Raw genomic sequence first — 22,070 nt, forward strand, 5'->3', positions numbered from 1 at the left:
CAATAGTTATACAGCCCAGGCACAACGTATTACCTTCCCATCACGTTGTTAACCTGCCTGTAAAATATTAGTAAACCTGAAGAAAAATGATGGTTTTAATTCACCTTTGCAGGCGATGACGGGTAAAGCGGTGTCGTCAGGCCTGATGCGACAGGAACCGGCCTGGATAATCGGCGCGAATGGGCTGTTGCGTCGCATAGCGGCCAAACAGCCTGTAGCGGTTCAGCGCAATGGCGTCGTAAAAAAGGTTACTGAGGCGTTTCGGCAACCAGCGCAGCACGCTCATGATGCGCCACGGCAGCGGCAACTGCTGAAAAACGCGAAAAATAGCCTGCGCCCGAAGCCAGTGCTGTTCATCCCGAATGTAGACGATCGTGCTGATATTGTCGTCAGGCAGGCCGGCCCATCTCAGTAGTGCTTTGCCCTCCTCACTCTGGACGGAAGCAAAACGGACCTGCCGCGCCAGCCGGTGGCGCAACAGGAAACGCACCCATCCTGTACAAAGTTTGCATACACCATCATAAAGCACGACGCTCTCACCCGTTTGCAGATAAGGGGGCTGTGGCATGGGGCGGCTCCTCTGTTTCATCCTCAACAGACGCAGTATAGTCCTTCTTTCCCGTATGCTGAGCCAGCCACTGACAAACCGCCGCTTCATCGATGGCCCTGGCATTAACCCGCAGCAGCGGCCCCAGTGCCATGGGTTGTGCTTCTTCCGCCAGACGACGCAGTTCCGCAAGATACTCCGCGCCGGGGTGACCCGGCATGCGTTGCGCCAGGCGAGCCTGGTAACGCGCCACCGCCTCATCGGGTGAGATCTGCATCCAGATCTCCAGCACCTCATCCACGCCCGCTCGCTGCAAACCCTGCTCCAGCACGCTTTTCGACTGAAACCCAAACCAGGCATCAATCAGAAAAACCGTGTTCACCGGTGACTGGCCCACAATATTCCAGATCGCCTGGTAAGCCGCACAGCCGAGCTGTCGGTTACGCTGACGATCGACCGGGGCGAAGCTGGACATGAAGGGCTCCTTAATGCTGTCCAGCGTTAATACCGGTAAGGTGAAACGCCCGGACAGCATCAGGGTCAGCGTACTTTTGCCCGAGGCGGGAATTCCGTTAACCAGTACTACTCGCTTACTTTCCGCCTGTCTGGTCATAAGATCTCCATGACGTCCGCCACGCTACTGGCCTGGCGTAGTTTGACCAGCGTCGCGTCATCGTCAAGCAGCGAGACAATCGCGCGAATGCCCTCTTCAATGTGGGCATTACTGTCACGGGCACCGAACATGATGACGATATCGGCCTTTTCACTGCCCTCAAACGAGATCGGTTCTGCCAGCACAATCAGACTAAAACAGTCGCGAATAACGCCCGTTTCCGGGCGGGCATGAGGAATGGCGATACCTTCTTCAAAAACATAATAGGCACCGTGCGTGAGCGTGTTATCAATGACAGCCTGAGGATACGAGGCCCGAATATAGCCGCCCGCCACCAGCGGTTTGGCCGCCATGGCGATCACCTGTTGCCAGTCGCTGGCCGCAACCCCGACCTGAATGGCATTGGCTTCCTGTAATAACTGTTTAATGGTCATTACTGCTCCTTAAACTGATTTTCGCACCAGATTGCGTAATTCATCAATTTTCACAAACAGAGGATCGATGTGATCCCGGTAACGACGGCTTTTTGCATAGAGTGATAATGCCCGGTTATATTCCAGCATTAATTGTTTTTGCGTGTCGGTATCGGCGGTATTACTGGCCAGCTTCGCTTCCAGCTGCCTTATTTTCTCGCTGACGGATTCTGCCAGGCGATCCTGTTCGGCCGCATCCTGCGGTTGATTTTCCACTTTCTTTTTCATGAATCCAAACATAGCGACTCCTGCCCCGAAAAGCGCGTGGGCACTTCAGGTTTATTTACGTCGGGATAAATGGGGTTAGCGGAATAACTGCATTTTTTCCACTAATACATTGGTTACCGCATTATTAGCGGGCACCAGGAAATTACGCACGCTGTCGTTTACTTTGCCTTTTTCGAACGTGGTTTTGCACTGCGCCACCCACTGGACATTCATCTCGGTGCCCACGTTCACTTTGTCGATACCGCTGCTGACAGCCAGGCGCATATCTTCATCACTCACGCCCGTTCCGCCGTGCAGGACCAGCGGCGTCGCGGTGGCGTCGGTGATTGCGGCAAGGCGCTGGTGCTGAATATGGGCTTTCCCGGTATACAGGCCGTGCACGGTGCCGATGGAAATCGCCAGCATATCGACGCCCGTTTCGTGCACAAAGCGCCTGGCATCCTCTACAGGGGTAAACGCAATTTCATCCATCTCCACGCATTTACCATCTTCCGATCCGCCGATTGCGCCCAGTTCAGCTTCCACGGAGACATTTAGCGGGCGCGCCATATCAATGACCCGTCGGGTATTAGCAATATTTTCCTCAAGCGGTAAATGTGAGCCATCGTACATGACCGAACTGAATCCGGCGTTAATCGCTGTCTGAATAGCCTCTAAATCAGAACAGTGATCCAGATGCAGACAGGTTGGAATATTTTTACTTTTCGCTAAAGATTTAACGGCATCGACCAGTAATTCGTGTCCGAGATATTTTGCCGTACCGGTAGATATCTGAATCATTAACGGGCTGTGGGTTTGTTCTGCCGCCTTAAAAAAGGCGGGCAGCATTTCCAGACAATGTAGATTAAACGATCCCACCGCTTTAAAATCACGTTCTTTGGCAATCTTGAGCAGGTCAGTGAAATTATAAAGTTTCATGCACGTTTTCCTCACGGGATGAAGTGGATTTTCCGTTAACAAACCAGGCGATAGCGGTAACAAAGGCGACGAATACGGCGACGAACAACCAGTTATTCTGGAAAGCATGTCCCAAAACCAGGCCGGTACTGATGACGTCGGAATCGCTGAAGGTCACGCCGGTAAAGCCATAACTTTCCAGCATCGGCACCAGAATGGCCGGCAGGAAGGTAATGAATAAGCCGTGCACGAAGCCCCCGATCATCGCTCCGCGCCGGCCCCCCAACGCATTACCAAACACGCCTGCCGTGCCGCCTGCAAAGAAGTTGGTGAGCAGACCCGGCAGAATCATTGCCAGACCAAACATCGGGAACACCAGCATGCCGACCACGGAGCCGAGCGTGGTCGCCAGGAAACCGACAATGACTGCGTTAGGCGCATAAGGAAACATGACCGGGCAGTCGAGTGCAGGCTTCGCATCCGGCACCAGCCGCATGGCAATGCCACGGAATGCCGGAACCAGTTCATTCAGCAGCAGTCGCACACCGCTGTAGAGGACAAACACGCCCGCGACAAACTGAATGGCCTGCATAAAGGCATACATCAGGTAGTTGGTGCCGCTGCTGTACTGCGCAATAAAGGCGGGACCGGCTGCCAGCGCAGGGATCAGGTACATTGGCACCATCACCACCGCCATTGACAGGTAGGTGTCCTGTAAAAATTTGAAGTTGTCCGGTAACTTCAGATCCTCCGTCGAACGTGACCCTTTACCGACCACCTTCGCCACGGCCGCCGTCAGCAGATAGCCGATGGTACAGAAGTGGCCCAGGGCAACATCGTCCGAATCGGTAATACGCCTTACCACCGGCTGGGCCAGCGCGGGCATCACGACAGCCATAACGCCACCAAAAATCCCGCCGGTCAGAATCAGCGGTAAGCCGGTTAAGCCTGCTTTATAGCCGATGACCGCACCAATCGTGGCCATCCATAACAACGCCTGTCCGGTCAGGAAGATGTATTTAAACGGCGTCAGGCGGGCAATGATGATATTGACGATAAAGATCACCAGCAGCGTCATGGCCACTTCGGAGCCCAGTTCACGGTTGGCCAGCCCGGCGATGGCAGCCACATCGGTGATGTAGCCCTGCATGCCAAAGCCGTGGGTGAAGATACTGTTCAGGAAGGTCAGTGCGCCGACAATAATATTGATGCCCGCCATCATAATTAAGAAGCCGAGCAGGGTTTTAAACGTCCCTTCGACCACTTTTCCCGCAGATTTCTTTTGCAGCACCAGCCCAATCAGCGCAATAAAAGCGATAAGAATGGATGCCTGCCCCAGTAAATCTTTAACCAGAAAATTGATTACACTATTCATGATTAGCAACCTTCATATTACGTTCTTTTAAGAAAGCCACGATCTTTTGCTCAATTTCGGCTTTATCGGTAAGTTTATTTAATATAATGACCCGTTTAATCTGTTCTGGTGTGGCGTCAGCATTTAAAACATCCGCAAACGCTTTTTGCGTCAGAATCATGTCGGATTTAAATGCATTAGCTTCTGAAATTGTGGTGTGATCGATATCGGCTTCAATTTCCAGTTTTTTTAAAACGGCTTTCGCACTCATTTCGATGGCGAAACTTGAACCCAGACCACAACCACAAACACATAAAATTTTCAGCATGTTTTCTCCTCACACTATTTGCAGTTGTTTAGCGAGTTTATAATGGTGCCCTTCTGTATCGACCAGGCGTTTTTTCATGCTTATTAAGTCAATCGGAATAGGCTTATTGCTGCCGTTAATAATGACGGCTTTATTGCGCATTCCGGATTGAATACAACGAACCACTTCACTTGCCATAATGGTGCCCTGATAAATTTCTTCACAGGTGGGATCGCCATTACGCAGTCCATAACCGACAATCGTTTTGCGAATGCGCACACCGATCAACGGTTCAAGTTGCTTAATTAAGGTATCGATTGCGCCCTGAAAGCCCGGTGAATATTCACGTGTATAGCCCTCAGAGCACAGGATAATGACGCTGTTCTGTTCACTGAGGCGCTGAGTGATGCGCCCGGCCAGCGTCGCCGTCGGAATCTGACACTCGGGGATTAACGCAAAATCCGCATTCGATTTTATTGCCGATTGCAGCGTCAGTTCACCGCAGTAACCGCCGAGCAACTCGACCATAAATACCCGGCCGGTTAATGCGCGGCCCGTATTCCGCAGTTTTGCCACCTCTTTAAGTACCTGCTCACAGGCAGTGGAAAAGCCCACGGTATAATCACTGCCGAAGACATCGTTATCAATCGTCATGCCGATGCCAAAACAGTTCACCCCAAATTCGCTCAGCGTATGTAAAAATTGCAGTGAGCCATCTCCGCCGGCCATAATTAATACATCAATACGCAATGACTTGAGCTGTCGGGTGATGGTTTCGTATTCGCTGCGAATTAATTTTCGCGTGGTTCTTCCCGACTGCATAACCGGAATCGAGGTAACAGAGAAATCCACTAAATCGCGTTGCGCAATTTCCTGACAGACATTATCGATAAGCCCCGGAATACCGCCATTAAATAACACCATTTCCGCCTGCGTCATTCTCGCAATCTGAAAAATAAAATTATTTATGCCGGTAACATCGCCGCCGCTGATTACCATCCCGATTCTCATTCTCCATTCCTCTCTGGCTCAATGCGTCTGCGGGCTATTGTTTCGGGATACAAGCCTTATATTTGCAAGTGAGATCACAAAAACGAGAGTATTTTGCCGGGTGGATAGATTGACAGCGGGGTTATAACAGGTGTTTATGTGAATTAAATCACAATTAATAAGCGCGCCCGTTCTGTGAGCTTCGGTTGATAAAACAACAGGTTAAATATCATCAGGCGAAGAGAAACGGCTATTTCAGGCGCGTGTCCGGATAACAAAAAAACCGCGATGCAGATTTGTGATTTTCGCCTCACTTTTCACTGTGATGCTGACGGGTTAGTTATACGGGCAGCATAGATACCGGTTATTTCGGCAGCGAAAAAGGATTCATCTTGTCCGGTTAAGCGTTTACCGGGTTTTCTTACACGCGCGGCACGATGATGAACGTTTGCGCAAAGCGGGCTGTGTTGTACCGGTGGCGTTGGGTGAAGCGGGCATAAAAAAACCCGGCAACGGATGTGCCGGGCGGGAAAACATGCTGAAAGCGTTATTTTGCGTACGCTTCGGTGGAGATGGTCAGTTTGACATCGTCGCTGACCGCAGGCACGTATTTATCCAGTTTGAAGTCAGAACGCTTGATGGTGCCGGTCGCATCAAAACCAATCGCCTGCTTTTTCACCATCGGATGCTCACCCTGCTTGTTCAGCGTGGCGTGCAGCGTAACCGGTTTGGTGATGCCTTTCAACGTCAGATTACCTTCTACGTCAAATTTGTTATCGCCTTTAGCAATGACTTTGGTGCTGCGGAAGGTCGCGCTCGGGTATTTGGCGACGTCAAAATAGTCGGCGCCTTTAAATTCTTTCGTCAGTGCAGGCACATGGCTGTCAATTTTGGTGACAGGCAAGGTCACGTCAACACGCGACTGCTCGGGTTTGCTGCTGTCGAACACCAGTGACCCCGTGGCATCCGGAATATCGGCGGTAGGATGCGAGAAGCCGAAGTGTTCCCAGCTCATAACGACCGACGTATGCTGTGGATCCAGCTGGTAGTGCATTGTCTCAGCCTGAGAAACCGGGATATACAGCGCGGCAACTGCGATCAGTGGCAGTGTAAAACGTTTAACATCTTTCACTTTTCATTCCTTTTTTATGGCGTCACATTGAGTCTGGTGCAAAGCGGCAGGAATAAAAAGTGAAGAGATTTGGCGTAAACAATCAAAATCATTCAACAATATCGATGAGTAATTATTCTACTGCTTATCGTCTGTACGTAAGATGCGCCACGCTGATTTCTGGCTGCATAACTGGTGATGCAGCTGCGTTAACTGCTGAGTGCTGAGGGCAGCAATATCCTGTGGCGTCAGTGTGGGCAGTGCGTTAGCCTGACGCAGCGCCTCGACGGTGGGTTCTTCCTGCGCTGCGGCTAACTGTGTTTTCACCCCGTCGAGATCGGCCGCGTCTGTCACGGACGTCATCTGCTGCAGAAAATCGTCGCAATACTGAATCAGCGTTGTGGCAGACAGGGTGGGTGACTGAAGCGCAAAAAGAATACCGTCGATATCCACACAACGCTGGTAACGGCAGCTGACGACATAACCGATGGGGCGTTCAACACGGTAGCGCTGATAAAATCGCGGCGCGTATAGCAGCGCCAGCGCGCGCAGTGCGGCCAGCTGTTGAGGATCGGCCAGTGGTATAAACAGCAGAATGGCGCTGTCGTCCGAGGGGTGCGGTATCCTGCTTTCGCCGCTCACCCATGCCCGCGCGGGTAATGTAGGAGAATTGACCTTCAGCACGCTGAGCTGTTGCGCAAGTTGTTGATGTCGACGGGCATTACCGCCCAGAAGGATGGCCCGCCAGCGCTGCGGCTGCACGGACGACGCCAGGCAGTAAGGCAATTGTCGTAGCAGTTCGCGTATTGCAATACCGGGAATGGCAGAGCTGGCCTCTTCCGTTGTCGGCATCAGGCAGGATAACAGTTGCGCCAGCGCCGCGCTGAGCAACGCCTCGTCGGCGGGTAAGTCCAGCGTCAGTTGCCAGACGCCCTGCCTTTCACACCATTCCCCACCGCCGCCAAAGTGACGCAGTACTGCAAACACCGACCGCAAGGCGCTTTCGCAGGCCTGACCTGCCGCCAGCGTGCTGTACAGTTCGGGACGAAGTATCAGCGTGCCGGAGGTTTCATCCGGGTGAATGTGTGGCAACGTCACTGCGGTGGTGGGCAGCCTGGCGGGCGGGAAAGGATTAGGGCCGGGATAAAAAAACCACTTAACAGGGGGAACACTGATGTCGGGCACCTGCCAGCGTGCCAGGGTGAGCGCATAACCCTGTACGCTGCGTGATTCGCCAGCCACGTCGGCGGCACAAACCAGGGTGGTTGCTGGCACACCGGCCAGCGTCTGTAATAAGGGCGAGAGTTCGGGGCAGTCGCCCGTGGCGGCAAACCCTAAAGCCCGCGCCTGAAGCTGCATTAAGGGCGACAATGCAGCCAGCCGCCGCTGCGCAAGGTGCCAGTAGTGTTGCCGCTGCGTCGCTGTGGTATGACTCAAGGCGGCGAAAAATGACTTCAGCAATGCCTGCACCACGGCGGGTTGCTCACCCGTCACTGTCATCATCAACCACTGCGTTTTTGCGGACTGATACAGCCATTTTAGCTGTAGCTGACTGGCGAGCCCGCGCGCATAGAAGGCGGCCAGCAAGCCGCCGGGGGCTTCATCCAGCAAAAACTCGCGCAACAGCGTGACACTGTCACTTAACGCCGTTGGTAACAGCCAGCTCAGCGTCACTTCGGACGGGCCGTCCTGCTGCAACATCAGCCTCCTGTCGGCCGATAATTCAACGTCTGGTGCCGGAAGACTGCCCGCATCGCGAAGGGCAAAAGGAGCAGCAAAAAACTCAGCCAGCGTTGCCAGTTCGTCCAGCGGCTGCGGCCCCTGAAGCCACAGCGTCATCGTGCCGGCGTGATAAAAACGCTGATGAAACGCCCGCAGCGCGGCCTGCAATTCAGTGACGTTGTCACCAAAAACCGCCCTGTTGCCGGTCTGAAAGCGCTGGAAACTGGCCGGTGCGATGACCGTTGAGAATATAGCCGCCTCTGCTCTGGCCGCAGCGTGATGCTGCAGCAGCCGATGCTCGGCATCAATCACAGCAATTTCCTGAGTAATGGCCTCTGGCGTTAACCGCGGCGCGCTCAGCATATCCTGCAGGCGCAGCAGGCCATCAGCCAGACTGTCCGGGGCGACTTCAAAAAAAAAGGCGCTCTGGCGCGCCAGGGTGGTGGCATTCACCTGTCCGCCCTGCGCCTGCACCCAGCTCATCAGCCGCCCTTCGTCGGGCCAGCGCTGGCCACCGCTGAACAGCATATGCTCAAGCAGATGCGCCAGGCCGGGCCAGTTATCAGGTTCATCGTGACTGCCCGCCGCCACCTTCACCAGCGCCGCCGCCTGCGTTGCGTCCGGCTGGTGGACGAGCGTCACGCGGAGTCCGTTCAGGGTCAGGCTGCGTGTGTGCATTACAGATTCCGCGTTTTATAGATCAACTGAGAATTGGTGCGGTTGCGGAACTGTAGCTGACCGATTTTGATATCACTACAGTCTGCCTGACGACGCGCCTCAAGGATTGTGCCGTGATGCGGTGACTTACTGCAGACCGGATCGGTATTATCGGCATCGCCGGTCAGCATAAAGGCCTGGCAGCGGCAGCCACCAAAGTCTTTCTCTTTTTCATCACAGGAGCGGCAGGGTTCCGGCATCCAGTCAAACCCCCGGTAGCGGTTAAAACCAAACGAGTGATACCAGATGTCTTCCAGCGACTGCTCCAGGACCGAAGGAAAGGCCACCGGCAACTGTCGCGCGCTGTGGCACGGCAGCGCCGTGCCTTCTGGCGTGACGCTCAGGAAAATCGCGCCCCAACCGCTCATGCACGGCTTTGGTCGTTCTTCATAGTAATCTGGCGTAACGAACAGCAGGTTAGTGAGGCTGCCCCGCTCGTTCATCTGCGTGCGGTAGCGGTTAACGACCGCCTCCGCCCGGGCAATCTGCTCACGCGTCGGCAATAACCCTTCGCGGTTCAGCTGTGCCCAACCGTAAAACTGGCAGGTCGCCAGTTCAACATCATCCGCCTCCAGCTCAATGCACAGATCGATAATCTTATCGATCTGGTCAATGTTATGGCGATGCAGTACGAAATTCAGCACCATCGGATAGCCGTGAGCTTTCACTGCGCGCGCCATCTCCAGCTTCTGCTGAAAGGCTTTTTTCGAGCCTGCCAGCGCCGCGTTGAGGGTTTCATCACTGGCCTGAAAACTGATCTGAATATGATCCAGACCGGCCTCGCTGAATGCGTCGAGTTTTTTCTCCGTCAGACCAATGCCGGAGGTGATCAGGTTGGTATAAAACCCTAAATCACGCGCCGCTTTGATGAGTTCGGGCAGATCCTTACGCGTCAGCGGTTCACCGCCCGAAAAGCCCAGCTGCACGCTGCCCATGGCACGGGCCTGGCGAAAGACCTCGATCCACTGTGCGGTGGTAAGCTCGCGCGCCTGCTGGGCAAAATCCAGGGGGTTCGAACAGTACGGACACTGGAGCGGACAGCGATAGGTTAACTCTGCCAGCAGCCAGAGCGGTGGGTTGACGCCGGGTTTAGGTTGGGTCACGGAACTGTATCCACTTCTGTTCATAAGCTGACTGCAGGAATTCTTTCACATCTTCGCCCACGCCGCCCGCGTCCGGGAACTGAGCATCCAGCGTGGCAATAATGGAAGCGATATCCTGTTTGCCGTCCACCAGCGCCAGAATGGCCGCTGCGGTTTCATTTAACTTCGCCATGCCTTCGGGATAAAGCACCACATGGCTGTCCTGTGCCGCTTCCCATTGCATACGGTAGCCACGGCGAAAGGCGACAATTGTGTGTTCGTTCATCATTATACCAGTCGGGTTGTGTGCCAGACGGCCTTATCGGTCACGCTGTGATAAGGCGGGCGGTGAAGTTCGTAAGCCATGGTCATGGCATCCAGCAGCGTCCAGAGAATGTCCAGCTTGAACTGCAGAATCTCCAGCATCCTGTTCTGTTTTTCCGCCGTATTACAGAACTCAAGCGCCAGGGCAAGACCGTGTTCCACGTCGCGGTTAGCCTGACTCAGACGGCTGCGGAAGTAAAAATAGCCTTCTTCTTTAATCCATGGATAGTGCTGAGGCCAGCTGTCGAGCCGTGACTGATGAATCTGTGGCGCAAACAACTCCGTCAGCGAACTGCAGGCCGCCTCCTGCCAGTTAGCGCGGCGGGCAAAGTTGACATAGGCATCTACCGCAAAACGCACGCCCGGCAGGACATGCTGTTCAGAAAGCAATGCCTCACGCGTCAGCCCGACCGCCTCGCCCAGCCGCAGCCAGGCCTCAATGCCGCCATCAGCGCCCTGGCTGCCATCGTGATCCAGAATACGTTGTACCCATTTACGCCGGGTGGCCGGGTCCGGGCAGTTGGCCATGATGGCCGCATCCTTCAACGGGATACTGGTTTGATAATAGAAGCGGTTCGCCACCCAGCCCTGAATCTGCTCGCGTGTGGCCTGGCCATTGTGCATCGCGATGTGATAAGGGTGATGGATATGGTAGTACGCGCCTTTATCACGCAGCGCCTGTTCGAAGGCCTGAGGCGACAGGGTTTCCGTAATCAGCATCTTTCGTCCTGCAACTGTATCGCCATTCCGTCCTGACTCACCTCAATGCCCTGTTCAGTCAGGTACTGACGCTGAGGCGACTGTTCGTCAAGGATGGGATTGGTGTTGTTAATATGAATAAGGATTTTGCGTTTTGCGGGCAGACGGGCGAGTAACGCCATCAGCCCCTGCTCTTCAGCCAGCGCCAGATGGCCCATGGCCTTGCCGGTATTTTTGCCCACGCCCGCGGAGAGTAATTCATCGTCCTGCCAGACCGTGCCGTCAATCAGCAGGCAGTCCGCCTGTTCGAGCCACGGCAGAATCACCGCATCCGGCTCGCCCAGTCCGGGCGCATACAGCAGTTTCTGGCCGTTTGCGCGGTTTTCAATAAACAGCGCCACGTTATGGCCCGGTAACGGCCGATCGCGATAAGGCGAGTACGGTGGTGCGTTACTGAGGATTGGAATCGCAGTGAACTGGAGATCCGGACAGACGTCCACGCTAAACGGCGCTAACGGGCGAATGGGCCGATGCTGTAAGCCGCCGTTCCAGTGTTTCAGCATGGTGAACACCGGGAAACCCGTGGTGAGATCGTCATAGACTTCCGGCGTGCACCATACCTGATGCGGACAACCTTCACGCAGACTGAGCAGACCGGTAGTATGGTCGATCTGGCTGTCAGTCAGGATAATGCCGCCGATCGCCGTACCGCGCAGCACACCTTTTTTGATGAGTTCTGGCGTGTGCAAAATCTGCTGACTGATATCGGGGGAGGCATTGCACAGCACCCAGTCCTCGCCATTATCGCTGACAATAATGGAGGACTGCGTACGCGGCGTCGCCTGAACGGTGCCGTTACGGACACCCTGACAGTTGGGACAGTTGCAGTTCCATTGCGGGAATCCGCCGCCTGCCGCCGAACCAAGGACTTTAATAAACATGAAAGGGACCAGGTGTTGAAACAAAATGCCCGCACAAGCGGCGGGCAAAGGATTAACGGTTGGAAATGTACAGTGTTACTTCCAGACCGAGGCGCAGATCAACAAATGTTGGTTTTTTCCACATAATTTTCTTCCTTATAAATAAACAGACAAAGAACGTACTGCAAGACAGCATCGTAACAGGGATTAAAATGCGAACCTTGTCACGCTATTTTCTCGCAGACCCTGGGGTGAAATCAACGAAAAGCCCGTAAGAAAACGTGTTAACGGATGCCGGTAAGGTGTAAAACCCGCAGCCAGTTTCCCCACGTCAATTTCTCAAGCACGCTTTCATCATAGCCTTTGTCGCGAAAAACAGCGAGCAACCGGGGCAACCCACTGACATCGCCGAGCGCATCGGGCACCGAAATGCCGTCAAAGTCTGACCCGAAGGCCACATGATCGCTGCCCATTATGTTAATAAGGTGATCGCAATGTTTGACGATTTCTGTCAAATCGGTGTCGCTGTCACGTTTTCCGTCAGCACGCAGAAAAGCGTTGCCAAAGTTAATCCCGACCACACCGCCGCTGTCGCGAATCGCCCGAAGCTGATCATCCGTCAGGTTACGGGGTTGCGGACAGAGAGCATGCGCATTGGAATGACTGGCGACCAGTGGGGAAAGGCCGAGCCGCGCGGTATCCCAGAATGCCTTCTCGTTCATATGGGACACATCAATCATCATATTCAGCGCGGCCGCCTGCCTGATAAGCGCTTCCCCTTCTGACGTCAGGCCGGGACCGGTGTCGGGTGATCCCGGAAAGCTGCCGCTAACCCCTTCGCCAAAGCGGTTTTTCAGATTCCAGAAAGGCCCAATCGAGCGCACCCCGGCATGATAAAACGCCGTCAACGCCTCGCCGTCGGGATCCAGCGCATCCGCGCCTTCGATATGGGCGACTAACGCCAAAACGCCCTCTGCGCGACAGGCGTCGATTTCTGCCGCGCTGCGGCACAGTTTTACCCGCCCCTCCGCGTGCGCCACGATACGCTGCAGCAGGTCAAGCTGCTGCCACATTATCGTCAGGGGATCATAAGGTTCTTCTGCAGCACGCGTGGACGCGACCTGCGCCAGGTAATCCTTCGGCAGAACAAAAATCGCGCACAGCCCACCTGCGAATCCGCCCTGCTGGATGCGAGGGTAATCCAGATGGCCCTCAGGCACGCCGGCAAAGAACGCCTCAGCAGGCGCATCACGATGGTGCAGCCACAAATTCAGTAACAGATCGTTGTGCCCGTCGAAAATCTGCATAGAAAACCCCCTCAAGAACATCGGGTTATGCTAACGCTGTCGCCCCGCTTCGGCAAATGGCAGCGCACACTGTGCCACAGCCTATGAATCACGATTGTCACTTTTGCGTATCAGGTTGTCAGTTTTGCGCGCGCCGCATGGCTGCGCTTTCGCCACACTGAGCTGACACCGAAAAGGAGAACGCAATGTTAACGAATCCCGCCGAGAAATACCGCCCTTTCCCCCTGGTTGACCTGCCTGACCGTCAGTGGCCTTCGCGGTCAATCAGCCGTGCGCCGCGCTGGCTGTCTACCGACCTGCGGGATGGCAATCAGGCGCTGGCTGAACCGATGAGTCGCGCGCAAAAGCTGCAGTTCTGGCAATTATTGCTGGACTGCGGGGCCAAAGAAATCGAAGTCGCCTTCCCGTCAGCCTCGCAAACCGACTTTGACTTCGTACGGGATTTGATTGAACAGCAGCGCATTCCTGAAGACGTGACGGTGCAGGTTTTAACCCCCGCGCGCCACGATCTGATTGAGACGACCTTCTGCGCCCTGAAAGGCGCACCGCGCGCCATTATCCATTTGTACAATGCCACCGCACCGCTGTTCCGGGAACGTGTATTTAACCAGAGTAAAGCGCAGATTGTGGCGCTGGCTACCGACAGCGCGCGGCAAATCCGGGCCGCCTGCGAGGCCGCACCCGAGACACTGTGGACCTTTGAATACTCCCCGGAAACCTTCTGCTTTACCGAGCCAGCGTTTGCCCTCGACATTTGTGAAGCGGTGGCCGCCGTCTGGGAACCCGGGCCTGAGCGCCCCATGATCATCAACTTACCCGCCACGGTTGAGGTCAACACGCCTAATGTGTATGCCGATCAGATTGAGTTTTTCTGTCGTCACTTTAGTCGTCGACAGGCAGTGTGCATTAGCGTTCATCCGCATAACGATCGCGGCACGGGCGTTGCCTGCGCGGAACTGGCGCTGTTAGCCGGTGCGGACCGCATTGAAGGCTGCCTGTTGGGTAACGGAGAGCGCACGGGGAATGTGGATCTGGTGACGCTGGCGTTAAACCTTTATACCCAGGGCGTTGCCCCCGGACTGGATTTCAGTGACATGGCCCGCGTGATTGAGGTCGTCACCGCCTGCAATAAACTGCCCGTCCATCCGCGTCATCCCTATGCCGGCGAACTGGTGTTCACCGCGTTTTCCGGTTCGCATCAGGATGCAATCAAAAAGGGGTTTACCTGGCGCGCACAGCAGCAGGAAACCGTGTGGCAGATGCCCTATTTGCCCCTCGACCCGGCGGATATCGGCAGCAGTTATGAAGCGGTGATTCGGGTTAACAGCCAGTCGGGGAAAAGTGGGGCGGCCTGGCTGCTGGAGCAGAACCACGGTCTGCAACTGCCGCGCGCCCTTCAGCAGGATTTCAGTCGGTGTGTACAACAGGAAACCGATGCCCACGGAAAAGAAATGACGCAGCACGCGGTCTGGCAACTGTTCTGTCGTCACTACCAGATTGATCGGCCCACGCTGCGTCTGATGGATGCGCAGAGTGAAAGCGAACAAGGCGAGCAAACGCGCCTGCGCGCCCACGTCCGCCATCACGACCACCTTCTCCTGCTGACAGGCTGCGGTAACGGGCTGTTGTCCGCCGCCGTCAACGCGCTGCGTCACGCCTGCGATCTGACGTTAACGATCGAACATTACCATGAACACACGCTGGGAAAACGCAGCGACAGCCGATCGGTTGCCTATGTCAGCTGTATCAATCTTCAGGGAGAGCGCGCATGGGGCGTCAGCATCGACAGCGATACGTCACGTGCCGCCCTGCAGGCCCTCCTCAACGCGGCAGGTCACTTTCTGCCGCCGGGAAGTAGTCCGTCGGTGCCACACCGAGCACACGACGAAACATCGCACTAAACGCACCGGGGCTCTCATAGCCCAGATCGAGGGCGACCTGTAGAACCGGGTCGCCCTGTGCCAGCCGGGTCAGGGCAATGGCCACGCGCGCACGGCGTACCCACTCGCTGAAATAAAGCCCGGTTTCACGTTCGAAGTGACGGGCCAGCGTCCGGCCAGACACATTAAGCCATTCGCTGGCGCGGGCCAGCGTCCAGTCACCGGCGGGCTCCGCCTGAATCTGCATGCACAATGCCTGTAAACGCGGGCTGTCGGGCACGGGCAAGGCAAAGGGCAGCACATCCATGCCGCGAATTTCATCCAGGATCAGCTCGTAAATCCGTTCCGCCCGGCTGGCGGGCGCATAGGAAACCGGTAAATCCATGGCGCTGACGATCAGCGCCCGCAGCAGGGCCGAAATTTGTACGACCTGGCAACTGGCAGGCAGATCGGCCCTGGCCAGCGGGTCCACAAACAACACCCGGGCCGCGACCGCGCCGGTAATCTGTAAGCTATGGCGCGTCATGGCTGGCAGCCAGACGCCGCGGCTGGGCGGTACCACCCAACTGCCCTGTTCGGTTTCAACCCGCACCACGCCACTTAAGGTATGAATCAACTGCGCACAACGATGAAAATGCCAGGGCTCCGTTGCCCCATGCGGATAATCGTGCGCCAGCGGCACCAGCGGACGCGTGCTGAAATCGAAACTGATCGTTGCACTCATTGCGACTTAAGGTACTTATAGATCACCGCTAAATCCTCTTCGCCGTGCCCGGCCTCAACGGCCTGCTGCCAGACGCGGGCGATATTTTCCAGCGCGGGCAGCGTGCTGTCCGACGCCTCAAGCGCCAGCCGGGCATCTTTAAGCGCCCATTGCAGATGCATCTGCGGCGTGTAATCTTCGCTTTCCATCATGGCGAGCTTCATTTTGGCATACGGCGCGGCCAGCGGACCGCCGTCCAGCACCTGCCACAGATCGTGGGTTGAAAAACCAAACTGTTCAGCGAGCCGGTTGCTCTCCGCCAGACTTTGCATCAGGCCGATTAACCAGCTGTTGATCACCAGTTTCATACGCGAACTTTTGCCCGCCTCGCCCAGCCACTGCGTGCCTTTACCTATCGCGGCAAACACCGCTTCAGCAGCCTGGGCACGCGAACGGTCGCCGCTGGCCAGCACCAGAATCTGGGCGTTTTCCGCAGGCGCTTTGGTGCCGGAAACCGGTGCATCGATAAACACCACATCCGGGCGCGTTTGGGCAAAGAAAGCGATTAGCGCATCGGTTTTTTCAACGCCAATGGTCCCCATCTGACACAGCGTGGCGCCCTGCTTCATAGCCGCATTCACCTCATGCAGCACCTGCGCTGTCGTTTCGCCATCGGATAACATCGCAATCACGACATCAGCCTCGCTTACCGCTTCAGATGCCGAATCCGCAAGGTTCAGCCCGGCGTCAACCAGGTCTTCGCCCCGTGCGCGCGTGCGGTTCCAGCCGTGAACCTCAAACCCTTTTTTCAGTAAATTCGCTGCAAAGGCGTGCCCCATGGCACCCAATCCTAAAACCGCTACGTTCATGCTGATTTCCTTGTAGTGAATAGTCAGGCCCGTGTTGCTCATACGGGTTGGCGTAAGATAAAAGGTAGCATCGGTTACCTCGTCCTTCCGTTAACGTCCGCTGTGGCTTCCCAAACCAGTTACTGACAACGCCGCCTGTCGTTCGGCCCGCAACCGGGCCAAACGCGGGAGAGATCTACCCAGGATGCCCGTCTCACGGTTACATCCATCGGCTGAACATTTACGTTTTTCCAGACAACAGACAAAACGATTAACATAAGGGCGATTGTGCCCGTGGGTTCGTTTATCTCCCTATACTGCGACCTGCCGCCAGTCGTCATGGCGTTCGACCCGCATCGGGCTGGCGACCTCCCCCTGGATAGCCGCTTTCAGGCCAAATACAGAGGGATATTAAGCGATTACGCCGGTAAAGCCTGCCGTTTTTTGTGCTGCCTGCCATCTTTTCTCTGCCGCTGACTGCGACGGCAAGCGGATGCCCGGTATCGTGCGCAACCGGATCGATACCGGCTTAGAATCAGCCCCTGAACAGGGCTTTTATGCGGTCGCGGAATGGCGTTATATGAGCAATATTGCCGCAGATGACAGCAACACAGTGCGTGCACCTTCGTATGCCGTAACGGTGGTAAACAGCGGCTAAAAATGGCTGGTTGATGCATAAACACAGGATCTGGTTGGCCGGGTCGATAATCTGGTTGACTATATGGGCTCAGTCATCGTCAACGAAAGCAATGGCCGTTATTACGAATCTGTACCGGGACGCAACTACAGCGTTGGCCTGACAGTTCCAGTAAACGCAGGCGGCTGCGCAGGTGCTTCGTGACCGCTGACTCGCTCTTTCCCTTATTTTTCAGGCATGACGTTGTTACATGCCGGGATAATTTTGCGGGAAGCCGCGAATGGATCCCTGCGTTCTCGCGGGGGCCGGTGGTGCTGAGGCTGACAGGACCTTTATTTCGGCCGTGACATGGCTGTAAACCAGACGCGGCATCGCGCGCCTGGCGAGGCGGGACAGTGAACAGGCGCAGCGCTTACGCCACGCGTACCAGACCCAGGTGCTGGCGGTGTATCATGAGCGGACGCTGGCAGGATTGCACGCAACTGCGCACGGCTGTATATGCCCGTTAGACGTGCTGACACCCATGCGTTGATTGCAGCGACGGCGATGCAGCCTGATCTCATTCTGGCGACGCGTCAGCCGAAAGACGTCCAGGGAATGAGCGTGATGCTGCTCATCCCCTGGCAAGTCGCTTAACCCTTACAGGGCGTTAAGTTTTGCACGCACATCGTCACAACTGCCGGTTTCCCCCAGGCGAGGAAAAATGCGTTTAATGCTGTTTTCGTGCGTATCGCTATTTAAATCCGTCATCGCATCGACCGCTAACGTGACGTTGTAACCTAATTCGTAAGCCTGACGTGCCGTCGACTCTACGCCGATACTGGTGGCAATACCGCAGATAACCACCTGCGTAATACCGCGTTTTTGTAGCTGATCATGAAGCGTGGTTTGATTAAACGCGCCCCAGGTGTGCTTAGTGACGGTGATATCGTTGTGTTGCGGTGTCATCGCCGGTACCAGTGTGGCCCAGTTTGCCGGTAATTCGCCCTGATGCCGGGGGGATTCGGTTCGGCCCGGTGCGCCGCCCGCGACATTCACAATCACGACAGGCAGGTCTTTTTCACGAAAGGCGGCCGCCAGGGCTGCGCAGCGTTCAATAACCGGCTGTGGCTCATGCACAACCGGCAGCGCAACAATCCCCTCTTGCAGATCGATAACAATCAGAGCGGTTTTCGCATCAAGTGTGGTTAAAGCCATGGTGAGTCCTCTGGAAACAGTATAAGAAGTATGGCGCAGGCTGATGCCGCTACGCACCGCCGGTTCGCCGCCAGTGCCCGAACAGGCGCGCCATACAGGGGGAGGCAATTATAGCGTGCCGGGCAGCGCTGAACAGGCGCGGGTCGTTTCAATTTGTAAGTCAGGCTGATTAATGGGCAAACCCGAGCCGGTGCTCAGCGTCGCTCGACATAGTGAATCAGGCTGTGAAAGCGCAGGCGCGTATCCAGCGGATTGCGATAACTGTGGGCCACGTCCGCGCGGAACTGAAAGGCCTCGTCCCGCTTCAGCCGCCGCCAGGTATCAGCAATGCCCAGCAACAGCTCGCCTTCCAGCACCACCACCTGCTCGATCACGCCTTTTTCATGCGCGGCAGAATCACTCTGCGCGCCTGGTGCCAGCTCAACGGCAAGCAAATCAAAGCGTAGCCGATCGTCATAAGGTAACAACGGCGTCACCGCCATCTGCGCATTGTGCTGGCGATAACGGGCCACTTCCCCTTCGGCGATGGGCAACTGATGAACAAAAAACGAGAACGGGACATTAAAGCCGGTGGCGATTTTCCACAGGGTGGCAATCGTCGGGCTGGACTCACCGCGTTCAATCTGCCCCAGCATCGCCTTACTGACGCCTGTTTTCTCGGCGGTTAACGTAAGGCTCCAGCCATTGGCTTGCCTCAGTTGTTTCAGCGCCTCGCCAAGATAGTGATGCAAATTTTCCATATTGTCTCCTGCATAAGCGCATCAGTGTAGCACTTGTGCGTTATAGCGCACTATGCCACGATGTGCGCTATAACGCACAAGAGGAAGAGACCATGTCACTGCGCCATCCACCGTTTCCCGTTACCCTGCCTATGGTGGTGTCAGGCTTTGTCGCCGTGCTGGTCGGCTACAGCAGCACAGGTGCGATTGTTTATCAGGCCGCCCAGGCGGCTGGCGCGCCGCCTGCGCTGATCGCAGGCTGGTTCTCCGTCATTGGCATCGCAATGGGAATCGCCTCAACGGGGCTTTCCCTGGCTTACCGCATGCCGGTGCTGGCCGCCTGGTCCACGCCTGGGGCGGCCTTGCTGGCCACCAGCCTGCCGGGCACGTCTCTCAATGAGGCTGTGGGCGTATTTGTTTTTGCCAATGTCCTGATTGTGTTATGCGGGGTCACGGGCCTGTTTGCCCGCCTGATGAATCATATCCCGGCGTCGCTGGCGGCTGCCATGCTGGCGGGCATTTTACTGCGCTTTGGCTTGCAGACGTTTAGCGACTTCGCCGTGAACTTTCCCCTCGCCGCCACGATGTGTATGAGCTGGTTACTGGCGCGCCGCTGGTTGGCCCGTTATGCCATTCTGATTACGCTTCTGGTCGGTGTTACCCTGGCGGTAGCCCAGAACAGTCTTCATTTTCCGGCGCAGGCTGCCCGTTTCAGCCTTCCTGCGCCTGTCTGGCCGTCGTTTTCACTGCACACGCTTATCGGTATTGGTCTACCCTATTTTTTAGTCACCATGGCGTCACAAAATGCGCCCGGCGTCGCCACCCTACAGGCACACGGCTATCGTCCGTCGGTATCCGGGCTCATGAGCTGGACCGGATTACTGGCGTTGGTTCTGTCGCCGTTCGGCGGATTTTCGGTGTGTGTGGCGGCCATTACGGCAGCGATTTGTATGGGCGAAGAGGTCGATCCCGATCCCCGTCGTCGCTGGATTGCCGCGGCAGTGGCCGGCGGATGTTATCTGTTGGCTGGCCTGTCCGGTGCGCTGATTGCGGTGCTGTTCAGCGCACTGCCGGCTGTAATGGTGCACGTAGTGGCGGGCCTGGCGCTGGTGACGACCCTGGGCGGCAGTCTGCAACGGGCACTGGCAGAGCCTGCTGACCGCGACAGCGCGCTGTTGGCTTTTTTAATCACGGCGTCGGGCGTGACGCTTTTAGGGATCGGGTCGGCGTTTTGGGGATTAGTGGGTGGCGTTATCGCGCATCTGTTATTAAAACGTAAAACAGCGTAACATCATCTGGGCATTGGTTATTTTCCCGGCAGCGGGCGAAAAAACCACGCATTTGACCTCTTTTTCTGCGGTTTGATTTGCCATTGCCCCACGTAAAATCACCGTAATTGACGATAACACGCGATCTTCTGCCTCAGACAACGACCGATAAGGGCCTAACAGGTGGCAAAAACTTTTCTGCGCAGCGGCAATCTGGATGCGGTTCTGGCTTTAGGTGAGAACGGCCAGCCGGTATTTACGTCCGCCCTGCAAATCCGTGAGACCCTGCGTTTGCGCCGCCAAAGCGCACTGGCAGACTGCCTGGCGATTCCGCAAACCAATGAACGTGGCGACCGGCTTGACTGGTACGCGCCTTTTTCCGGCAAAGTCAAATCCTGGATGGCCGCGAGCGATTATGAACGCCGTCAGGCGTTGCAACATCTCACCGCCTGCCAGCAGGATCTGCAAGCCATTAGCGCCCGCGCCCGCGAGGCTGCCAATCCGGCGATGCGCCTGTTTGGCGCGCTGCTCGGCAAGAGCCTGCAATTCCCCAATCAGCAATATGTTTATCTGGTGAACGGTAAACCTGTCATCACCTTTTGGGGATTTGTGGATGCGCAGGAGCGCAACCGTGATGATGCACTTGCCTGCCTGCGTGAAAGCCTGGAGGAGTCGCTGCCTGCTTCGCTGGTCGAACTGCCACCCGAACCTGTTGTGCCGCCTGCGCCCGAACCGGTGGTGGTGCCCGAACCCGCCGCGGTGGTACCGCCGGTCGCAGAGGTGCCCGCGCCTGAGCCGGAACCTGTACCAGAGCCTGTGCCCGCTCAGGCCGCGCGTCGTCCGGCTTTCCGTCTGTGGTATCTGATTCCGACGCTGGCCGTTGCCGCAGCGGCCGCGACGGCGGTTATCCTGCATATGCCGCAATCGGAGCCCGTCACGCCGTCCGCCCCGGTCGCTCAAAACACCGCCCCTGTTGCCGCCATCAGACCGGCAGCCATGGTGCCGGCTGAAAAACTGGCTGACACTTTGCCGCAGAAACCGGCCGCCGTGGTAGCGGGTGCGCAAACCGCCGCCAGCGCTGCGCCTGTGCCTGCAGCGGCACCGTCTGCGACGCTTTCCAACGTGGTTGCGCCTGCGGTGCCCGCGAAACCCGACGATCTGGTGGTAACACCGGATGCCGTACGTGATGGTCAGGTTCAGGTGATTGACGGACGCTGGCGCGTAGAGATCGAAAACATCAAAACGCCAACCGGTAAACCCCCTGTCATGCACTTCCAGTTTAACAATGGCAAGGGCAGCGTACAGATCAACCAGGGGAACACCACCTGTAAGGCCGATGTCACGGCGGCGATGACCAGCGCGGGTAACATGGTGATAGAAAGCCGCTTTACCGCCCGGTGCGCGGACAAATCGCGTTACCGTATGCCGATGTTAGTGTGTCATTCCAGCATTGGCGCCGCCGCCTGCGAAGCGCAATACACCGGGGATCGTGTGTATCCCATTACGATTAAGCGTGAGAGTAAGTAA

24 protein-coding genes and 1 pseudogene are annotated in these 22,070 nt (G+C 56.2%); 5 read left to right on the forward strand and 20 right to left on the reverse strand.

The annotated features are described in order from the left end of the window. Nucleotides 1-136: 136 nt before the first annotated feature. From C1N58_RS08185 to C1N58_RS08260, 16 genes are all read right to left on the reverse strand, one after another. Nucleotides 137-568 carry a thiol-disulfide oxidoreductase DCC family protein gene (locus C1N58_RS08185; RefSeq protein WP_033741374.1) on the reverse strand — a complete coding sequence of 144 codons (432 nt, stop codon included), beginning with the start codon at nt 566-568 and terminating at the stop codon, nt 137-139. After that, on the reverse strand, nt 537-1,160 hold the full coding sequence (locus C1N58_RS08190) for an AAA family ATPase (protein WP_394549465.1): 624 nt from the start codon (nt 1,158-1,160) through the stop codon (nt 537-539). Before C1N58_RS08190 ends, C1N58_RS08185 begins: the two co-directional genes overlap by 32 nt. After that, complete coding sequence (locus C1N58_RS08195) at nt 1,157-1,594, reverse strand: PTS sugar transporter subunit IIA (protein ID WP_033741369.1); 438 nt, start codon at nt 1,592-1,594, stop codon at nt 1,157-1,159. Before C1N58_RS08195 ends, C1N58_RS08190 begins: the two co-directional genes overlap by 4 nt. A gap of 9 nt (nt 1,595-1,603) precedes the next feature. Beyond that, nucleotides 1,604-1,873: a hypothetical protein gene (locus C1N58_RS08200; RefSeq protein ID WP_039340416.1), complete on the reverse strand. Its 270-nt coding sequence runs from the start codon at nt 1,871-1,873 to the stop codon at nt 1,604-1,606. Between the two features lie 63 nt (nt 1,874-1,936). Beyond that, nucleotides 1,937-2,779 carry a class II fructose-bisphosphate aldolase gene (locus C1N58_RS08205; protein ID WP_058701942.1) on the reverse strand — a complete coding sequence of 281 codons (843 nt, stop codon included), beginning with the start codon at nt 2,777-2,779 and terminating at the stop codon, nt 1,937-1,939. After that, nucleotides 2,766-4,133, reverse strand: coding sequence for a PTS sugar transporter subunit IIC (locus C1N58_RS08210; RefSeq protein WP_262959047.1), 1,368 nt, complete (start codon nt 4,131-4,133; stop codon nt 2,766-2,768). Before C1N58_RS08210 ends, C1N58_RS08205 begins: the two co-directional genes overlap by 14 nt. Continuing rightward, nucleotides 4,126-4,440 (reverse strand): PTS sugar transporter subunit IIB, encoded by a 315-nt coding sequence (locus tag C1N58_RS08215; RefSeq protein ID WP_033741363.1) that lies wholly within the window; start codon nt 4,438-4,440, stop codon nt 4,126-4,128. The genes C1N58_RS08210 and C1N58_RS08215 overlap by 8 nt, the downstream gene beginning before the upstream one ends. A 9-nt stretch (nt 4,441-4,449) precedes the next feature. Beyond that, nucleotides 4,450-5,430, reverse strand: a complete 981-nt coding sequence (locus C1N58_RS08220; RefSeq protein WP_394549466.1) for a 6-phosphofructokinase — start codon at nt 5,428-5,430, stop codon at nt 4,450-4,452. Between the two features lie 526 nt (nt 5,431-5,956). Next, nucleotides 5,957-6,541: a YceI family protein gene (locus C1N58_RS08225; RefSeq protein ID WP_039340419.1), complete on the reverse strand. Its 585-nt coding sequence runs from the start codon at nt 6,539-6,541 to the stop codon at nt 5,957-5,959. Nucleotides 6,542-6,658: 117 nt separating this feature from the next. Next, the gene (pqqF, locus tag C1N58_RS08230) at nt 6,659-8,920 is read right to left on the reverse strand and encodes a pyrroloquinoline quinone biosynthesis protein PqqF (protein WP_394549467.1); all 2,262 of its coding nucleotides are present in this window, start codon (nt 8,918-8,920) and stop codon (nt 6,659-6,661) included. Then, the gene (pqqE, locus tag C1N58_RS08235; protein ID WP_394549468.1) at nt 8,920-10,062 is read right to left on the reverse strand and encodes a pyrroloquinoline quinone biosynthesis protein PqqE; all 1,143 of its coding nucleotides are present in this window, start codon (nt 10,060-10,062) and stop codon (nt 8,920-8,922) included. The genes pqqF and pqqE overlap by 1 nt, the downstream gene beginning before the upstream one ends. Further along, nucleotides 10,049-10,327: a pyrroloquinoline quinone biosynthesis peptide chaperone PqqD gene (gene pqqD, locus C1N58_RS08240; protein ID WP_110267531.1), complete on the reverse strand. Its 279-nt coding sequence runs from the start codon at nt 10,325-10,327 to the stop codon at nt 10,049-10,051. Before pqqD ends, pqqE begins: the two co-directional genes overlap by 14 nt. A gap of 2 nt (nt 10,328-10,329) precedes the next feature. After that, the gene (gene pqqC / locus C1N58_RS08245) at nt 10,330-11,085 is read right to left on the reverse strand and encodes a pyrroloquinoline-quinone synthase PqqC (RefSeq protein ID WP_033741349.1); all 756 of its coding nucleotides are present in this window, start codon (nt 11,083-11,085) and stop codon (nt 10,330-10,332) included. Beyond that, complete coding sequence (gene pqqB / locus C1N58_RS08250; protein WP_033741347.1) at nt 11,079-12,005, reverse strand: pyrroloquinoline quinone biosynthesis protein PqqB; 927 nt, start codon at nt 12,003-12,005, stop codon at nt 11,079-11,081. Before pqqB ends, pqqC begins: the two co-directional genes overlap by 7 nt. Before the next feature lie 52 nt (nt 12,006-12,057). After that, nucleotides 12,058-12,129 carry a pyrroloquinoline quinone precursor peptide PqqA gene (gene pqqA, locus C1N58_RS08255; RefSeq protein ID WP_009090272.1) on the reverse strand — a complete coding sequence of 24 codons (72 nt, stop codon included), beginning with the start codon at nt 12,127-12,129 and terminating at the stop codon, nt 12,058-12,060. A 139-nt stretch (nt 12,130-12,268) separates the two neighbouring features. After that, entirely contained in the window at nt 12,269-13,291 is a 1,023-nt protein-coding gene (locus tag C1N58_RS08260; RefSeq protein WP_394549469.1) for a dipeptidase, read from the reverse strand. Between the two features lie 185 nt (nt 13,292-13,476). Between C1N58_RS08260 and leuA the strand changes: the two genes are divergently transcribed. Then, nucleotides 13,477-15,192, forward strand: coding sequence for a 2-isopropylmalate synthase (gene leuA, locus C1N58_RS08265; protein ID WP_110267532.1), 1,716 nt, complete (start codon nt 13,477-13,479; stop codon nt 15,190-15,192). Here leuA and C1N58_RS08270 read toward each other — a convergent pair. Beyond that, the gene (locus C1N58_RS08270; RefSeq protein ID WP_110267533.1) at nt 15,113-15,895 is read right to left on the reverse strand and encodes an AraC family transcriptional regulator; all 783 of its coding nucleotides are present in this window, start codon (nt 15,893-15,895) and stop codon (nt 15,113-15,115) included. The genes leuA and C1N58_RS08270 overlap by 80 nt on opposite strands. Continuing rightward, complete coding sequence (locus C1N58_RS08275) at nt 15,892-16,743, reverse strand: NAD(P)-dependent oxidoreductase (protein WP_226375008.1); 852 nt, start codon at nt 16,741-16,743, stop codon at nt 15,892-15,894. Before C1N58_RS08275 ends, C1N58_RS08270 begins: the two co-directional genes overlap by 4 nt. Before the next feature lie 457 nt (nt 16,744-17,200). Here C1N58_RS08275 and C1N58_RS08280 point away from each other — a divergent pair. Together C1N58_RS08280 and C1N58_RS08285 are read left to right on the forward strand one after the other, a co-directional pair. Further along, nucleotides 17,201-17,563 (forward strand): annotated as a pseudogene (locus tag C1N58_RS08280) (TonB-dependent siderophore receptor); the annotation flags it as partial. Between the two features lie 294 nt (nt 17,564-17,857). Beyond that, a complete protein-coding gene (locus C1N58_RS08285; protein WP_160289419.1) occupies nt 17,858-17,995 on the forward strand; it encodes a type II toxin-antitoxin system VapC family toxin in 138 nt (45 codons plus the stop codon). A 3-nt stretch (nt 17,996-17,998) separates the two neighbouring features. On the opposite strand, the gene C1N58_RS08290 is transcribed toward C1N58_RS08285, so the two are convergent. Together C1N58_RS08290 and C1N58_RS08295 are read right to left on the reverse strand one after the other, a co-directional pair. Continuing rightward, entirely contained in the window at nt 17,999-18,556 is a 558-nt protein-coding gene (locus tag C1N58_RS08290) for an isochorismatase family protein (protein ID WP_039340433.1), read from the reverse strand. A gap of 194 nt (nt 18,557-18,750) precedes the next feature. Continuing rightward, complete coding sequence (locus tag C1N58_RS08295) at nt 18,751-19,296, reverse strand: helix-turn-helix domain-containing protein (RefSeq protein WP_033741332.1); 546 nt, start codon at nt 19,294-19,296, stop codon at nt 18,751-18,753. 92 nt (nt 19,297-19,388) lie between these two features. Here C1N58_RS08295 and C1N58_RS08300 point away from each other — a divergent pair, with 92 nt between their 5' ends. Then, nucleotides 19,389-20,564, forward strand: a complete 1,176-nt coding sequence (locus C1N58_RS08300; protein WP_324019732.1) for a benzoate/H(+) symporter BenE family transporter — start codon at nt 19,389-19,391, stop codon at nt 20,562-20,564. 162 nt (nt 20,565-20,726) lie between these two features. Further along, nucleotides 20,727-22,070 carry an SrfA family protein gene (locus C1N58_RS08305; RefSeq protein WP_205951841.1) on the forward strand — a complete coding sequence of 448 codons (1,344 nt, stop codon included), beginning with the start codon at nt 20,727-20,729 and terminating at the stop codon, nt 22,068-22,070.

Source organism: Pantoea sp. SGAir0180, assembly GCF_043546245.1.

Coding starts and splice junctions, on each gene's coding strand:
- C1N58_RS08185 (WP_033741374.1), bottom strand. CDS start 568: ATGCCACAGCCCCCTTATCTGCAAACGGGTGAGAGCGTCGTGCTTTAT.
- C1N58_RS08190 (WP_394549465.1), bottom strand. CDS start 1,160: ATGACCAGACAGGCGGAAAGTAAGCGAGTAGTACTGGTTAACGGAATT.
- C1N58_RS08195 (WP_033741369.1), bottom strand. CDS start 1,594: ATGACCATTAAACAGTTATTACAGGAAGCCAATGCCATTCAGGTCGGG.
- C1N58_RS08200 (WP_039340416.1), bottom strand. CDS start 1,873: ATGTTTGGATTCATGAAAAAGAAAGTGGAAAATCAACCGCAGGATGCG.
- C1N58_RS08205 (WP_058701942.1), bottom strand. CDS start 2,779: ATGAAACTTTATAATTTCACTGACCTGCTCAAGATTGCCAAAGAACGT.
- C1N58_RS08210 (WP_262959047.1), bottom strand. CDS start 4,133: ATGAATAGTGTAATCAATTTTCTGGTTAAAGATTTACTGGGGCAGGCA.
- C1N58_RS08215 (WP_033741363.1), bottom strand. CDS start 4,440: ATGCTGAAAATTTTATGTGTTTGTGGTTGTGGTCTGGGTTCAAGTTTC.
- C1N58_RS08220 (WP_394549466.1), bottom strand. CDS start 5,430: ATGAGAATCGGGATGGTAATCAGCGGCGGCGATGTTACCGGCATAAAT.
- pqqF (WP_394549467.1), bottom strand. CDS start 8,920: ATGCACACACGCAGCCTGACCCTGAACGGACTCCGCGTGACGCTCGTC.
- pqqD (WP_110267531.1), bottom strand. CDS start 10,327: ATGAACGAACACACAATTGTCGCCTTTCGCCGTGGCTACCGTATGCAA.
- pqqC (WP_033741349.1), bottom strand. CDS start 11,085: ATGCTGATTACGGAAACCCTGTCGCCTCAGGCCTTCGAACAGGCGCTG.
- pqqB (WP_033741347.1), bottom strand. CDS start 12,005: ATGTTTATTAAAGTCCTTGGTTCGGCGGCAGGCGGCGGATTCCCGCAA.
- C1N58_RS08260 (WP_394549469.1), bottom strand. CDS start 13,291: ATGCAGATTTTCGACGGGCACAACGATCTGTTACTGAATTTGTGGCTG.
- leuA (WP_110267532.1), top strand. CDS start 13,477: ATGTTAACGAATCCCGCCGAGAAATACCGCCCTTTCCCCCTGGTTGAC.
- C1N58_RS08270 (WP_110267533.1), bottom strand. CDS start 15,895: ATGAGTGCAACGATCAGTTTCGATTTCAGCACGCGTCCGCTGGTGCCG.
- C1N58_RS08275 (WP_226375008.1), bottom strand. CDS start 16,743: ATGAACGTAGCGGTTTTAGGATTGGGTGCCATGGGGCACGCCTTTGCA.
- C1N58_RS08285 (WP_160289419.1), top strand. CDS start 17,858: ATGCCCGTTAGACGTGCTGACACCCATGCGTTGATTGCAGCGACGGCG.
- C1N58_RS08290 (WP_039340433.1), bottom strand. CDS start 18,556: ATGGCTTTAACCACACTTGATGCGAAAACCGCTCTGATTGTTATCGAT.
- C1N58_RS08295 (WP_033741332.1), bottom strand. CDS start 19,296: ATGGAAAATTTGCATCACTATCTTGGCGAGGCGCTGAAACAACTGAGG.
- C1N58_RS08300 (WP_324019732.1), top strand. CDS start 19,389: ATGTCACTGCGCCATCCACCGTTTCCCGTTACCCTGCCTATGGTGGTG.